General features: G+C 64.5%; 11 protein-coding genes. 7 read left to right on the plus strand and 4 right to left on the minus strand.

The features are described 5' to 3' along the window. Positions 1-70: 70 nt before the first annotated feature. On the plus strand, positions 71-2278 hold the full coding sequence (gene glgB, locus VNH11_21920; GenBank protein HVA49035.1) for a 1,4-alpha-glucan branching protein GlgB: 2208 nt from the start codon (positions 71-73) through the stop codon (positions 2276-2278). A gap of 98 nt (positions 2279-2376) precedes the next feature. Here the strand turns inward: glgB and VNH11_21925 are convergent, their stop codons facing one another. Continuing rightward, positions 2377-3306, minus strand: coding sequence for a tetratricopeptide repeat protein (locus VNH11_21925; GenBank protein HVA49036.1), 930 nt, complete (start codon positions 3304-3306; stop codon positions 2377-2379). Positions 3307-3435: 129 nt separating this feature from the next. Here VNH11_21925 and VNH11_21930 point away from each other — a divergent pair, with 129 nt between their 5' ends. Continuing rightward, a complete protein-coding gene (locus VNH11_21930; protein ID HVA49037.1) occupies positions 3436-5076 on the plus strand; it encodes an FAD-dependent oxidoreductase in 1641 nt (546 codons plus the stop codon). A gap of 312 nt (positions 5077-5388) precedes the next feature. Here VNH11_21930 and VNH11_21935 read toward each other — a convergent pair whose 3' ends face one another. From VNH11_21935 to VNH11_21945, 3 genes are all read right to left on the minus strand, one after another. Then, positions 5389-6543: a hypothetical protein gene (locus tag VNH11_21935; GenBank protein ID HVA49038.1), complete on the minus strand. Its 1155-nt coding sequence runs from the start codon at positions 6541-6543 to the stop codon at positions 5389-5391. Between the two features lie 29 nt (positions 6544-6572). Beyond that, positions 6573-7406 carry a hypothetical protein gene (locus VNH11_21940; protein ID HVA49039.1) on the minus strand — a complete coding sequence of 278 codons (834 nt, stop codon included), beginning with the start codon at positions 7404-7406 and terminating at the stop codon, positions 6573-6575. Positions 7407-7484: 78 nt separating this feature from the next. Next, on the minus strand, positions 7485-8642 hold the full coding sequence (locus tag VNH11_21945; protein ID HVA49040.1) for a hypothetical protein: 1158 nt from the start codon (positions 8640-8642) through the stop codon (positions 7485-7487). Positions 8643-8998: 356 nt separating this feature from the next. Here VNH11_21945 and VNH11_21950 point away from each other — a divergent pair, with 356 nt between their 5' ends. The 5 genes from VNH11_21950 (at position 8999) to eutB (ending at position 13941) form a co-directional block, all read left to right on the plus strand. After that, on the plus strand, positions 8999-9922 hold the full coding sequence (locus tag VNH11_21950; protein HVA49041.1) for a hypothetical protein: 924 nt from the start codon (positions 8999-9001) through the stop codon (positions 9920-9922). A gap of 70 nt (positions 9923-9992) precedes the next feature. Beyond that, positions 9993-11039 carry a biotin synthase BioB gene (bioB, locus tag VNH11_21955; GenBank protein ID HVA49042.1) on the plus strand — a complete coding sequence of 349 codons (1047 nt, stop codon included), beginning with the start codon at positions 9993-9995 and terminating at the stop codon, positions 11037-11039. 142 nt (positions 11040-11181) lie between these two features. After that, the gene (locus VNH11_21960; protein ID HVA49043.1) at positions 11182-11409 is read left to right on the plus strand and encodes a hypothetical protein; all 228 of its coding nucleotides are present in this window, start codon (positions 11182-11184) and stop codon (positions 11407-11409) included. Between the two features lie 27 nt (positions 11410-11436). Further along, positions 11437-11670 (plus strand): hypothetical protein, encoded by a 234-nt coding sequence (locus tag VNH11_21965; GenBank protein ID HVA49044.1) that lies wholly within the window; start codon positions 11437-11439, stop codon positions 11668-11670. A gap of 27 nt (positions 11671-11697) precedes the next feature. Continuing rightward, on the plus strand, positions 11698-13941 hold the full coding sequence (gene eutB / locus VNH11_21970; GenBank protein HVA49045.1) for an ethanolamine ammonia-lyase subunit EutB: 2244 nt from the start codon (positions 11698-11700) through the stop codon (positions 13939-13941). The last annotated feature ends 21 nt before the right edge of the window (positions 13942-13962 follow it).

Here is a 13962-nt window from a genome sequence, read left to right on the forward strand (position 1 = left end):
GGCACAGCCTGCCTCACTAGACGAAACTGCCCCAATTACCCACAATCGCTGCTATCGCAAGGAGGTTCTCGTGCGAACGAGCGTACCATTGGACAAGGTCAGCCGGCTTGTTGAAGGCCGGTATGAAAATCCGTTTGAACTATTGGGACCGCACGAGGTCGTGGAGGCGGGACGCCGCGCGTTGGCCGTGCGGGCCTTTTTGCCCGACAGCGCCCAAGCGTGGGTGCTGGATCACGACAATGGCGGCGCGCGGCCGATGCGGCGCATCCATCCGGCCGGTTTTTATGAAGCGATTTGCCCCATGAACGACACCACCAAAAAACAGTACCTGCTGCAAGTCGCCGATCAGCGCGGCAACCGGTCCACCCTGCACGACCCCTACGCCTTTCCGCAACTGCTCTCCGACTACGACCTTTACCTGCTGGGCGAAGGCCGCCACTGGCGGAGCTACGACAAGCTGGGCGCCCAGCTTCGCACGATCGACGGCGTCGACGGCGTGAATTTCGCCGTCTGGGCGCCCAACGCCACCGCGGTCAGCATCATCGGCGACTTCAACAGTTGGGACCCCCGCCGCCATACCCTGCGCAAGCACATTCCCAGCGGCTTCTGGGAGCTCTTCGTGCCGGGCCTGAGCGAAGGCACGCTCTACAAGTACAGCATTCGCCATCACGACGAGGTTTTCGAGAAGGCCGATCCCTACGGCTTCGCCGCCGAGGTGCCGCCGCGCACGGCCTCGAAGGTGGTCGACCTGAATCGCTACCATTGGCACGACGACAAGTGGCTCGCCCAGCGGCCGCAGCACAACGCCTTCGACAAGCCGATGTCCTTCTACGAGGTCCATCTGGGAAGCTGGAAGCGGCCGGGCGACGACCATCAGCGCTGGCTCACCTACCGCGAGTTGGCCCACGACCTGGTCGATTACGCCAAGAACATGGGCTTCACGCACCTCGAACTGTTGCCCATCAGCGAGCATCCCTTTTCCGGAAGCTGGGGCTATCAAACGATCGGCCATTACGCGCCGACCTCGCGCTACGGCACGCCGCAAGATTTCATGTACTTTGTCGATCATTGCCATCAGAACGACCTGGGCGTGATTCTCGACTGGGTGCCGGCCCACTTCCCCCGCGACGCCCACGGACTGCGGATGTTCGACGGATCGAGCCTCTATGAGCACTCCGATCCGCGGCAGGGCGAGCACAAAGATTGGGGCACGCTGATCTTCAACTACGGCCGCCACGAGGTGAGCAACTTCCTGCTCTCCAACGCGCTGTTCTGGCTCGACAAGTATCACCTCGACGGGCTGCGCGTCGACGCGGTGGCCTCGATGATCTATCTCGACTACAGCCGCAACGAGGGCGAATGGGTTCCCAACAAGTACGGCGGCCGCGAGAACATCGAGGCCATCGACTTCCTCAAGGAACTGAACATCCAGACGCACCTGCAATATCCCGGCGTGCTGACCGTGGCCGAAGAATCGACGGCCTGGACCGGCGTCTCGCGGCCGACCTACGTGGGCGGCCTCGGCTTCAGCCTGAAATGGAACATGGGTTGGATGAACGATACGCTCCGCTATATCCATCACGAGGCGATCCACCGCAAGTACCACCACGACGAGCTGACGTTCAGCCTGATCTACGCCTTCCACGAAAACTTCGTGCTGCCGCTCTCGCACGACGAGGTGGTGCATGGCAAAGGCTCGCTGTTGGACCAGGTGCCCGGCGACTTGTGGCAGAAGTTCGCCAACCTGCGATTGCTGTTCAGCTACATGTGGACGCATCCGGGCAAGAAGCTGCTGTTCATGGGCGGCGAGTTCGGCCAGTGGAACGAGTGGAACTACGACACCAGCCTGCAATGGGACCTGCTGCAATGGCAGTCGCACCAGGGCCTGCAGAAGTGCGTGTCGGACCTGAACCAGCTTTATCGCCGCGAGCCGGCCTTGCACGAGATCGACTTCGAGTATCAGGGCTTCGAGTGGGTCGATTGCCACAACGCCGACGACAGCGTGCTGAGCTATATCCGCAGGGCCAAGAACCCGGCCGACTACCTGCTCGTGGTCTGCAACTTCACGCCGGTGGTGCGGCAGGGACATCGCTTGGGCGTGCCGGAGCGCTGCTGGTATGAAGAGATCTTCTCCAGCGACTCGTCGTTCTACACGGGCAGCAACGTCGGGAACTTTCCCGGCCTGATGGCCGACGAGCAGCCGAGCCACGGGCGCCCGGCTTCGATCAGCCTGACGCTGCCGCCCTTGTCCACGGTCGTGCTGAAGCCGCGGCGGTAGGGCTCGTCCGTTCAACCCAAACACGTCCTGCGAGAGGCCGGAAAACGCGGCCAGGCGTGCGATATGCTCGCAGCGCAGCTTGCGTTTTCCGTGCTCTCCTAAAACTCGCGGCCGCGCCGCTGGCGGGGCGGAGGTTTGGGAGCGGGTCGGGGCCCGTCTTCGAGCTCCTCGTCCGGGGCGGGAGCGGGCGCTTCGCCGGCCGCGGCAAAATGCCGGCGCAACTTGTCGGCCTCGACGTTCGCCTTCACCAGCGCCAGCTCCGCCACCGCACGGTCGGTCTTGCCGAGGCTGCCGTATTGATAGGCCAACAGTAGGTGGCCCTCGAAGCGATCGGGGTGCAACTCGACGAACCGCTCCAAACTCCGCAGATGCATGGCAAAGCGCAGCGGCGACGCAAAGTATTTTGAATAGTCGCGGACGAATTTTCCCCATTCGTATTCGGGCGCCGTCGCCAACGCCGCCGCCAGCGCCTCGGTGGCGGCTTCGTAGTTCGAAAGAGCAAAATAGGTCTGCACCAAGAGCGGCAGCGCCCGGCCCTCGCCGGGCTGCCGATCGAGCATGCGGTTCAGGCGGTCGATGGCCGCCTCATAGCGACCGCTCTTGAAGAGCAGCAATGCGGCGTCGAACAGCGCGTCGGACGACGCCGGGCCGACAGGGGGGCCCCCGCCGGCGGCAGGGACGCCTATGCTCTCCCGCGAGTTGTCAAAGGCGATGCTCGAGGCGGTCGGATCGTCGGCATAGACGGGCCGGTACACGTAGCCGTTGCGGCCGGTGGCGATCGTCTGATGGCCGATCGGTTGCCGGGCCAATACGGGGTTCGGCCAGTTTCCCCAATACGCCGCCACCGACAGCGGATCGAGCGGACCCGGTCCTGGCGGCGGCAGCACCACCGTCGTGCCGCGCCGGCCCGAATAGAGCACGCGCGACGGGCCAAACTGTGCCGCCGCAGGCTGGCTCAGCAAACAAGACGCGATCGCCATTGCGGCGCCGGCTGCCAGGCGATGATCGGATTGGCGAATCGACGGCATGCGAGGTTCCTTTCACGAGTCGGACACCTGCATCGTAGCAGTTGGGACGCCTTCGCCACAATGTTTCTTGCTCGTGCCCCGACTGCCGTCTACTGCCTACCGTCTACCTGTGGCGCATAGAATAACGTCATGCCCATCCGCCTCTCCAACCTCCGTCTCGGTATCGACGAGCCAGAAGCCGCTTTGGCCGACCGGCTGGCCACGACGCTCGATGTGGCCCCCAACGACATCCGGCGGTGGCGGATCTTGCGCAAGAGCCTCGACACCCGCGACAAACACGACCTCAAGTTCGTTTATACGGCCGAAGTCGCTCTGGCCGGCGATGAACCGGGCCTGGTGGCACGGGCGTCGCGCCGTGCCCGACACGTTAGCGTCGAGCTTTACGACGAGCCGAGGTTCGAAATGCCGGCGCCGGGCGAACGGCGGCTCGACCAGCGGCCGGTGGTCGTCGGTTCGGGGCCGGCCGGGCTGGCGGCGGCCTATTTCTTGGCCGAGCAGGGCTATCGGCCGCTGGTCGTCGAGCGCGGCCGGGCCGTGCGAGAACGCATCGGCGACGTGCAGGCCTTCGACGCGGGCGGGCCGCACAATCCCGAAAGCAACTACCTGTTCGGCGAAGGCGGCGCCGGCACGTTCAGCGACGGCAAGCTCACCTGCCGCGCGTCCGGCCCCGACGTCCGCCGCGTGCTGGAACTGTTTGCCGAGTGCAAGGGAAAGCCCTCGATTCTCTACGATTATCGGCCGCATCTGGGGAGCAACCGCCTGCCGGCCGTCGTCAAAGCCTTCCGGCGAAAGATCGCGGCCATGGGCGGCGAATACCGCTTCGATTGCCGCGTGGAAGACATCGACGTGGCCGATGGCCGCGTCCGTGGGCTGATGACCTCGTCGGGCTACCTCGCCGCCGCGGTCGTCATTCTGGCCATCGGCCATAGTGCCCGTGACACCTATCAGATGCTCTTCGACCGCGGCGTGCCGATGGTCCCCAAGCCGTTTCAGCTCGGCGTGCGGATCGAGCAGCCGCAGGATCAGGTGAACCGGGCACAATATGGGCCCACGCGGCTGGAAGAAAAGCTGGGGGCGGCCGATTACGCTCTCGTCGCGCGTGGCCGGACGAATCTTTTCAGCTTCTGCATGTGCGCGGGCGGGCAGATCATTCCCAGCGTCTCGGAGCCGGGCCATTTTTGCACCAACGGCATGAGCCTGTCGCGGCGGGCCAGTCCCTTCGCCAACAGCGGCCTGATGGTCACGCTGGAGCCGGCAGCGTTCGGCGGCGACCATCCGCTGGCCGGCATGATGTTGCAGCGGCGCTACGAGAGCCGGGCCTACTCGTTAAGCGGCGAGGCCTATCTTTGCCCGATTCAAACGGCCGGCGATTTTCTCAACCGGCGGCGCACGGACCGGCCGCCGGAGTGCAGTTATCCGCGCGGCGCGGTATCGGCGGATATCCGCGAGTTGGTGCCGCCGCAGGTGGTGGCCGCGCTGGAAGAGGGTCTGCCGATGCTCGACCGGCGATGGCGCGGCAAGTTCCTCGACCACGCGGTGCTGGTGGCCCCGGAAGCGCGCGGCAGCTCGCCGGTGCGTTTTCTGCGCGACGCCACGCTGGAGAGCACGGGCCTGGCGGGCCTTTATCCCATCGGTGAGGGCGCGGGCTACGCCGGCGGCATCGTCAGCGCCGCGCTCGACGGCCTGCGCGCCGCCAAGGCAATCATCAATCGCTACGCGCCGTTGGAAGGAACCGCGCACGCATTCGCTGAAGGAGATCAGGCTTCTTGAGCAACCGATGGAGCCTCCATTCATCACAAGGCAATCTAGGTTGCGGCGCTTTGCCTCGCGTCCAAGGTTCTTCGGCAATGTTCGCCCGCGTTCCGCAAAGTCCCGCACCAGTTCGTCATAGTTGTTGGCTGGAATTGTTGTGATGGACTCATTGAAAAGGTCAAAGCAGCGCCCAAGCTGAATTACCGCTCCGATCACGGCCGGTCGGCCCCGGCGACCGTACTTCTCTTGCGCCCAACGCAAGGCCCGCGCCGGTGAATGCTCCCAGAAATAAATGCCGTGGCCCATTTCCAAACCCCATCGGCCATTGCCTTATCGCACGCGGCAGCGGAAGCGGACGATGCCGCCTTCGCCGGGCTGGACCGCCTGGTCGATCTCCCAACGCAAGACCAGCGATTCGCCCTCGTTCGGCTCGACCGTGAAAACGGCCTTCAGGCTCGATTGAGCGCTTTGCGGCACGTATTCCAGCCGCGTGGTCAGATTGTCGACCAGCACGATGTTGCCCAGCGGCTGGTCGCCCAGGTTGTCGAACCGGAGCGTGAAGTCGACGAATTCGCCCGGCTTCGCCGACTGCGTCGAGGCCACTTTCACCACCCGCAACTTCGGCGAGTTGCGCAGGTCTTTGACGGTGAACACCTCCTCGGTCCGCTCGTTTTGAGTGAGGCCGATCGCCACGCGGCCGTTGAGCACCGCCTGCACCGCCAGATCCTTCGACCAGACGATGGCCGCTTGCGTACTCTCGCTCAAGCGGGCCTTCTCGCGCTGGTCCATGATGCCGTTGCGGATGGCCGACAGGTCTTCGAACGGCAAAAAGGCGTCCTGGAAGCCGCTGGCCACCAGCGCGCTCGACAGCGCGCCGCGGCCCTGACGCCCGCGATAGGCGCTGGCGATCTTGGTGCCCACGCCGCCACGGGCCTGATAGCGTTGCAAACTGCTGATCGGCACGGCCACGCGACCAGCCTTCTGCAAGCGTTGCGGCAAGTCGACGCCGCCGGCCTGAGCGACCATTTCGTTCTCGACGACGCCGTTCACGACCCGCACCGCCCCGAACCGCGGGGCGTAGATGCAGACCCTATTCGACGGCGCGACCAGCGTCCGCCCGTCATGCGAATCGTAGTGGGCCACCGTGTCTTCCAGACCCAGGCCATACAGCTCCCAGTTGGGCGAGACCGCCACCGGCGAACCTTTGTCGCCGCCGTCGCAGAGGTATTCTTCCGGCGGCCAGGGTCTGGCAATGGCCGGCGGCGACCATTCGCCGTGGGCCTGGAACGGCAAAGGCGGACCCACCGGCGCCGGAGGCAACATCTCTTGCCCGGTGGGCGGCGCGCCGGTCGTGGCCGTGGCGGGCAAACCGCCGATCATCGGCCCGGCCGGCACCGCCGGCGCAATCGGCTTCGAGCGGCACGACGCAAGCAAAAGCGTCGCCAGCGCGACGACCGCGCAGCCTCGCCAATTTACAATTCGCAATTTGCAATTCGCAATTTGCAATTTCCCCTTCATCGGCGGGCCCGTCCTCCCGGCATGATCCGCGGCCGGGGCGCGTTGGCCATCGGTCCCGGTGCTTCCTCCTCTTGCCGTTCGTGGGGCAGCCGCTCGATGTATGGCCGAAAAACCGTGAACGGGGCGCCGCCGCCGACAAAGTAGACGTCCGGCCCGCGCTCTTCGTCGGGCACGCGGCCGCCCATCCGCACGATGGCCAGCGGTCGGCCCCAACGGTCGGCCTCTTGCACGGCATTCACGCCCGGCCCGGCGTCGAACCAGTGCTGATCTTGCCAGCCTTCGGCGACCGGCAAAGCCATCCGCGGATCTTCCAAATAAACGACCCGCGTGACGAACTTGCCGTCGAGGGCCAGCTCGATGTCGTCGGCGTTGAACTCGATGGGAACGGGAAACCGCCGCTCCTGCCCGCGGGGTGGATAGAGGCGGTCGATCACTTCGATGGTGGGAAACACTTCCTGCCCTTCGTGCCCCGCGATGTTCGACACCTTAAAGCGATAGACCGGGGCGATCAACAGCCCGATTTCGAGCGGCGTGGCACGCGCCACGCCGAACTGGCCGCGGCTGGCGATCGACACTTTGGCCCCTTCCGGCGCCCGGATTTCGACCGGCTGAAAGTAGCCTGGCAATGGTCCGCCCCGCTGGAGTTGCACGCTTCCAATCGCTCCCGGTGGCACCTGGCCGGCGTGGCGATAGTGCATCGGCGGCTGCTGGCCGGTCGCGGCGACCGCGGTGGCCAGCACGACGAGCATACTCGCCGCGGCACGGGCAACTCGTACCCGAAGCCGCCCTTGCCGGGCCTCGGGACAGCGGAGCTGTGGGACCATTGTCATGCTTCATCGCTCATCAAATTCCGACATCCATGATGGTGGGCCGGCGCTCGCAAGCTCGCTGGTCCCACCCTACGGTGCTTATTCCGGCGGCATCGTATAATCGGGCGCCGCCGGCGTAGGAGCCACCGGGCCTGACACTTGCTGCGTGTAGGCCGGTTCGCCTTCGTATTCGCCGTCGAGGCATTCTTCGCATTCTCCGTCGGTGTTGACCGGCTGATGCTTCTTCTTCCACGGCGGGTGGAAGTTCAACCAGGGGGCGCGGGCCTTCTCGTGGATGTAGACGTGGCGGACCGGCTTGGGATAGCTCATGCCCGGCGACTGCTTCACGTGAATGCCCACTTTTTGCGTCGGCGGAGGCATGTGAACGTGCGTGTGGTTGTGGATGCTGTGGCGTCGCAGGCCGGCCGGAATTCCCAGCGGCACGTGCGGCGGGCCGGGCAAGCCGATCGGCGTGCCGCTCATCGGCATGCCATATTCCGGTGCCGTGACGCCCGCCATGAACGGCGGCGGAGCCGAACCGGTGGGAGCACCGTTGGGACCACAATAGCCCGGCGGCATCATCATGCCCCCTTGCTCCATGCCCCCTCCGCCCATCACCTGCTCCTGGCCGCCCACTTGCAAATCCTTGTTGCCGACGCGAATGATGGCCAAGATGGCGCCGCGGCGGTCGGCTTCGACGATCGGATCGAGACCCGGGTCGAGCCGTGTGCTGACCAACGTCTCCACGCCGGCCAGGGCCAGCTCTTGGAAGTCGGGATCGGGCAAGTAGATCACCTTGGTGACGAAGTTGCCCGACAGAACCTGGTCGAAGTCCTCTTCGGTGAACTCGATCGGCACGCTGTTGTGGGCCAGGTAAGCGTCGGTGCGGGGCAGCGACGGGGCGATCTCAATCGTCGGATAGAGTTCGACGCCTTCCCTGCCGGGAATGTTGGTCAGCTTCAAGCGATAAATGGCCCCTTGCGGAAAGTTGTATCTGCCCGGCGCGACCAGCGGCTCGCTGTCGAAGGCGCCCGGCGCGCTGACGTCCCAGGTGAGGATCATTCCTTCCGGTCCGACGAAGATCAACTGCGTGGCCGGGGCCATGGCGGTGGGGCCGGGATCGCCCAGCATCATAACTCCGGGACCGGGGCCATCGACTCCGGGGCCGGGGTGCATGAGCTGTTCGGCGGGCGGCAGATTCTTAGTGAACGGTGCCTTGCAGCCGGCCAGGGCCGCAACGGCGCAGAAAAGGGCCATTCGATATCTCATTCCAATCCCCCTCGTGTTTGCCCGCTGGCTCGCTCGCGGCGGAAGCATCGGGCATGGGCTAGGTGCAGGCTTTTCCCCGCCGGCCGTGCGGGACGGTCGTCTGGGGCGATAGTGGCGTGGCCCTGTTGCGGCCGCCCGTCTATAATCCCCCGCCTGCGAAGAGCGTCGGCCGGGCCGGCCCTCGAAGCGGCTACGAACATAGCGGCGGCTACCGCATGGCGCGGGCCTTCTGTAATAAATGGTCGGTTTGTCATAACGCGATTCTTTGGCAAATCCCGCAGAACCCTAAGATGGCGCCTTCCCCAGTCCGCTCGATCGCTCCATCGTACCGCGTGAGGTACGTTTTGTTTTGCGGTATTGCCCTAGGGTGGGGCATGCCGGTCTTGCGGGCCGAACAAGCCGCCCAGCCGCAAAGTCAGCCCAATCAGGGGCAGTTGCTGCTGCGACGGGCGCGTGCCGCCCTGGCCGGGCACAGAACGATCAGCGCCAAGATTCACCAGCGGATTCGGCTGTACGACCAGGAGTTGGTCGGCAGCGGCACGTTCGTGCAGGGTCCGCCGGAGCAGAACCTGCTGTATCTCGATCTCACGGTGAAGGTCGATGGCCAAGACTGCTATGTACAGCAACGTTGCGACGGCAAGTATTTCTGGGATCAAAGACTGATCGACGGAGTTCCGAGATTGACGCGCATCGACGTCGAGCGCGTGGCGGCAGCGCGGCGGGCGTCGGCAAGCCGAGCAACCCGGCCCGATTTGGCAGGCGGGACGCCGGCGCGGAGAGCAGTCACGCCTACACCCCAACTGCCCGTGCTGGGCTTGGGTGGCGTGGCCCAGATCCTCGACCAGTTCGAGGCCTGGTGCGTGTTTCAACGGGTGCGCGAGGCGAAACTGACGGGGCCGGAAGAATTGCCCGTCTATCTTCTGGAAGCAACCTGGCGGCCGGAGCGGCTTGTGCAATGGCTGCCCGACCAGCGAGGAGCAGTCGAAAAGGGGCTGCCGATCGATCTCGACAAGCTGCCAGCGGTATTGCCCGATCGAATGATCGTCTCGTTGGGCCGCGACGATCTGTTTCCGCGCCGCATCGACTACGGCGTCAGCCCGTCGCGACGAATCGACTCGCAGCAGTTACCGCTGGTGCAAATCTATTTCGAAGACGTGCAGTTCGACGAGGCGGTCGCCCCGCAACAATTCACCTTCGAGGGCGGCGTGGCGGCGCCCGTCGACGGCACCGACGCCTACTTGCTTCGCGAGGGGTTGTTGGGGAGGTAGCAGACTTGGGGTTCCTTGGCCATACTGGAGCTTGGCTATTTTGGATTCTCGATTTTGGATTTTGGATTGCATGCTGTTAATTGATCACGAAAACACAGCGGCCACGCACTGGCATCGCCTGGCCGAGCAGGCGCTGGCCGGGCACCGCTTGACCCGCGACGAAGCGCTGTCGGTGCTCGATGCGCCCGACGAAGCGTTGCCCGACCTGTTGGCCGCGAGCTATCGGGTGCGGCGGCACTATTTCGGCAACACCGTGCAGCTCTATTTTTTGATGAACGCCAAGAGCGGCCTTTGTCCGGAAGATTGTTCGTATTGCTCGCAGTCGAAAGTCTCGCAGGCCGAAATCCCGCGGTACAACATTCTCAACCGCGAAAAACTGCTCGACGGCGCCCGCCTGGCGGCCGAGCGGCAGTCGAAGACGTATTGCATCGTGATCTCGGCCCGCGGGCCGAACGAGCGCGAGATGGACGCGGTGGCGTCGATCGTGCCCGAAATCAAGCGGCGTTACGGCATGGAAATCTGCGCTTGCCTCGGCCTGCTCACGCCCGAACAAGCCGTGCGGCTGAAGGACTGTGGCGTCGACAAGGTAAACCACAATCTCAACACCAGCGAAGGTTTTTACGGCGACATCTGCTCGACGCACACTTTTCAGGACCGCATCGGCACTTTGCGGGCGGTGCGCGCGGCCGGCATGCAGCTTTGCTCAGGCGGCATCGTGGGTATGGGCGAAGGGCCGGGCGACGTGGTCGACATGGCCTTTGTCCTGCGCGATCTGGCGGTCGAGTCGATCCCCGTGAACTTTTTGAATCCGATCGAGGGAACGCCGCTGGCCGGTGCGAAGCAGCTCGATCCGCGTTACTGCCTGAAAGTGCTCTGCATGTTCCGGCTGGCAAATCCGGGGAGCGAAATCCGCATCGCCGGCGGACGCGAAATGCATCTTCGCAGCCTGCAGCCGCTGGGGCTCTATCCCGCCAACTCGATCTTCGTGGGCGACTACTTGACGACGAAAGGCCAGCCGCCGGAGGACGATTATCGGATGATCGAGGATCTGGGGTTTGTGGTGACGCGGAATGAGGAGGGGGAAATTGCAAATTGCAAATTGCAAATTGCAAATTGACAATTGGTGTTGGTGGCTGGCGCAGAGCTTGGCCGCCAGCGACATGGCGCCGCGACGAAGGCGTTGCCGGCCAAGCGATACCCCGGTGGCGAGGCACGCTAGCGGCTTGGATTTTTCAGCCTAGGCGCGATAGAATAACAACATGACCGCGGAACATTTTGACGGACTTTTAATTGCGGTGCGCGGGCGATCACCCTTTCAACCCTTCACCGTCGAACTCATCGGCGGGCATCGGTTCGAGGTGGATCATCGCGATGCGCTGATTGTGCGCGATGGTGTGGCCGTCTTTCTGCGCCCCGGCATACCCGTTTGGTTCGACCACGAAAGCGTCACGCAAATTGCCGAGGACATCATCGACGCGCCTGAATAACTGCCGAGCTGGGACTCGAAAAGCAAGATGACCGCAGACCACTTTGACCAGCTATTGGACGCTTTGCTGGACCGATCTCAGTTCCAACCATTTACGGTCGAACTGGCCGATGCGCATCGGTTCGAGGTCGACCATCCGCGTGCGATGGTGGTGCGGGATGGGGTGGCAGTTTACTTGCGCCCCGGCGGCGTGCCCGTTTGGTTCGATCACGAAAGTGTCACGCGGATTGACGGCGACATTATCGGCGCAGCCGAGGCATAGGATGCGGCAATGACAATGGGAGGGCCGATGAACGCGCTGAGCCCGCTCGATGAAATCGTCGTTCCGCCGCCGATGCCCGACGAGGTCTATCGCACGAGCTTCCTCGGCGACGAATTCGCGTTTCATGGCCTCAAGCGCCTCCTTGGCGCGGCCGATGTAAGCAAGGCGGGCGACCGAGGAGCCGGGCTCGCCGCGCGGTCCGAAGTCGAACGCGAAGCGGCCCGGTCAATTCTCTCGTCGCTCACGCTGGAACATCTCTACGAGCATCCGCTGACCGACGACCGCGGCCAGGTCGATGCGGTGATGCGCGTCAATTACGACATCGACCGCCCGATGTTCGAGCGCATCGCCCCTTGGACCGTCGGGCAGTTGAAAGACCACCTGCTGCAGGCCCCGGCCGCCGACGTGCAGCAGATCGGCTTCGCCCTGACTGGCGTAATGGCCGCCGCCGTCGCCAAGCTGATGGACACGCACGAGCTGGTTTATGCCGCGCGAAAGTTCCAACGGCCAAGCCGGGCACGCACGCGGCTCGGTCTGCCGGGCACGCTTTCCTCGCGCTTGCAGCCCAACCATCCCAGCGACGACCTGCGGAGCATCACCTGGCTGATCTACGCCGGCTTTTCGCTGGGCGGTGGCGACGCCTTGATCGGAGTCAATCCGGCCATCGACACGGTGGCCAATGTGTCGGCCATCCTGCGGCGAATCGACCAGGTCCGCCGCGATTGCGGCGCGCCCACGCAGGTGTGCGTGCTGGCCCACGTCAAGACGCAGCTCGCCTGCCTCGATCGAGGCGCTCCGGTCGAAATCATGTTTCAAAGCCTGGCCGGCACCGAGGCCACACTCACCAGCGAGTTCGACGTCACCGTCGAGTTATTAGACCACGCCTGGCAAACGATGCGCGATCGCGGCCCGCTGGCCGGGCAAGCCGAAAACTTCATGTACTTCGAGACCGGCCAGGGAAGCGAATACACCTACGGCAAACACCAGGGCATCGACATGACGACCACCGAGGCCCTGTGCCACGGCCTTGCCCGGCGGTATCGGCCGTTCATGGTCAACAACGTCACCGGCTTTATCGGCCCCGAGACGCACGTCGACAACTTCGAGATGATCGCCGCCAATTTGCAGGACCACTTCATGGGCAAACTGCTCGGGCTGCCGATGGGCATGGCGCCCTGCTACACGCTGCACTCGCAGATCACGCTCGACGGGCAGCAGATGGCCACGCAGCTTGTGGCCGCGGCCGGGGCCAATTACTACATGGACGTTTGCCTCAACACCGACCGCATGCTGGCCTACTTCGACACCAGCGCCCACGACAGCCAGACGCTGCGCGAGTTGCACGGCCGCACGACCACGCCGGAATTCTTAGCGTGGGCCGTCGAGCGCGGCATCTTCCAGCGCACGGCCGGCGACATCGTGCGCGGCCCGAACTGGGGCAATCCGCGCATTTTTTGCCGTAGCGAAGCCGAATATCAGTCGCTGCTGCGGGCCACGCCGGCGGTGCCCGGCTTCGCCCACGCCGGTCCGCGGCCCGCCAACGACGTCAGCCGGCAGCTTCGGCTGCACCAGGCCAAGGCGCGCGAGGCGATCCACAGCGAGCTCGATCTCGACCTGCTGCGCCGCCTGGCGCCTTTTCAGGTGCTCCACAGCGAGGCCGCGAACAAGGAACAGCACCTCCATGATCCGGGCCTGGGCGCACGGCTGACGCCGGCCAGCGCGGCGGAGTTGTCGCGCAGCGATTGCGACGTGCAGATTGTGGTCTCCGACGGCTTGAGCGCCGAAGCCGTACACGCCAATCTCGAGGAGTTGCTGCCGGTGATGCTGGATGGGTTGGAGAGCCGGCAAGTGGCGCTCGGCGGGCTGTTCGCCGTTCGTTATGGCCGCGTCAAGTTGGCCGAGGCGATTGCCGAGCGGACGGTGGCGCGGCTGACGGTGCTGCTTATCGGCGAGCGTCCCGGCGGTGATGCCTTGGCGGCCCGGAGCCTGTCGGCCTATCTGCTGTACCAGTTGAGCGAGGCCGGCGAGCGGCAAGCGGCGGCCCGCTTTAGTAACCACCCCGGCATCCGCTTCGAGTACACGGTGGTTTCCAACATATATTCGGGCGGCTTGCCCGCCATCGAGGCCGGCGCCATGCTGGTCGAGCGGGCCTGCCAGATACTGCAGCATCGTGCCGCCGGCAATCGGCTGGAAACGCTCATAGCCGGCGTTGGCGACGAAAACCCCCACCTTTCGAGAAGGAGAAAACGAAGCAAGTCCAAGCCTACCTGAATTTTGACGGTCGTTGTGATG

It is taken from the genome of Pirellulales bacterium (assembly GCA_035533075.1).
Lineage (GTDB): Bacteria > Planctomycetota > Planctomycetia > Pirellulales > JAICIG01 > DASSFG01.

Bases quoted from the DNA above. Each gene is read 5' to 3' on its own strand.
- VNH11_21965 (HVA49044.1), top strand. From the start codon at position 11,437: ATGACCGCAGACCACTTTGACCAGCTATTGGACGCTTTGCTGGACCGA.
- bioB (HVA49042.1), top strand. From the start codon at position 9,993: ATGCTGTTAATTGATCACGAAAACACAGCGGCCACGCACTGGCATCGC.
- eutB (HVA49045.1), top strand. From the start codon at position 11,698: ATGAACGCGCTGAGCCCGCTCGATGAAATCGTCGTTCCGCCGCCGATG.
- VNH11_21945 (HVA49040.1), bottom strand. From the start codon at position 8,642: ATGGCCCTTTTCTGCGCCGTTGCGGCCCTGGCCGGCTGCAAGGCACCG.
- VNH11_21940 (HVA49039.1), bottom strand. From the start codon at position 7,406: ATGACAATGGTCCCACAGCTCCGCTGTCCCGAGGCCCGGCAAGGGCGG.
- VNH11_21925 (HVA49036.1), bottom strand. From the start codon at position 3,306: ATGCCGTCGATTCGCCAATCCGATCATCGCCTGGCAGCCGGCGCCGCA.
- VNH11_21930 (HVA49037.1), top strand. From the start codon at position 3,436: ATGCCCATCCGCCTCTCCAACCTCCGTCTCGGTATCGACGAGCCAGAA.
- VNH11_21960 (HVA49043.1), top strand. From the start codon at position 11,182: ATGACCGCGGAACATTTTGACGGACTTTTAATTGCGGTGCGCGGGCGA.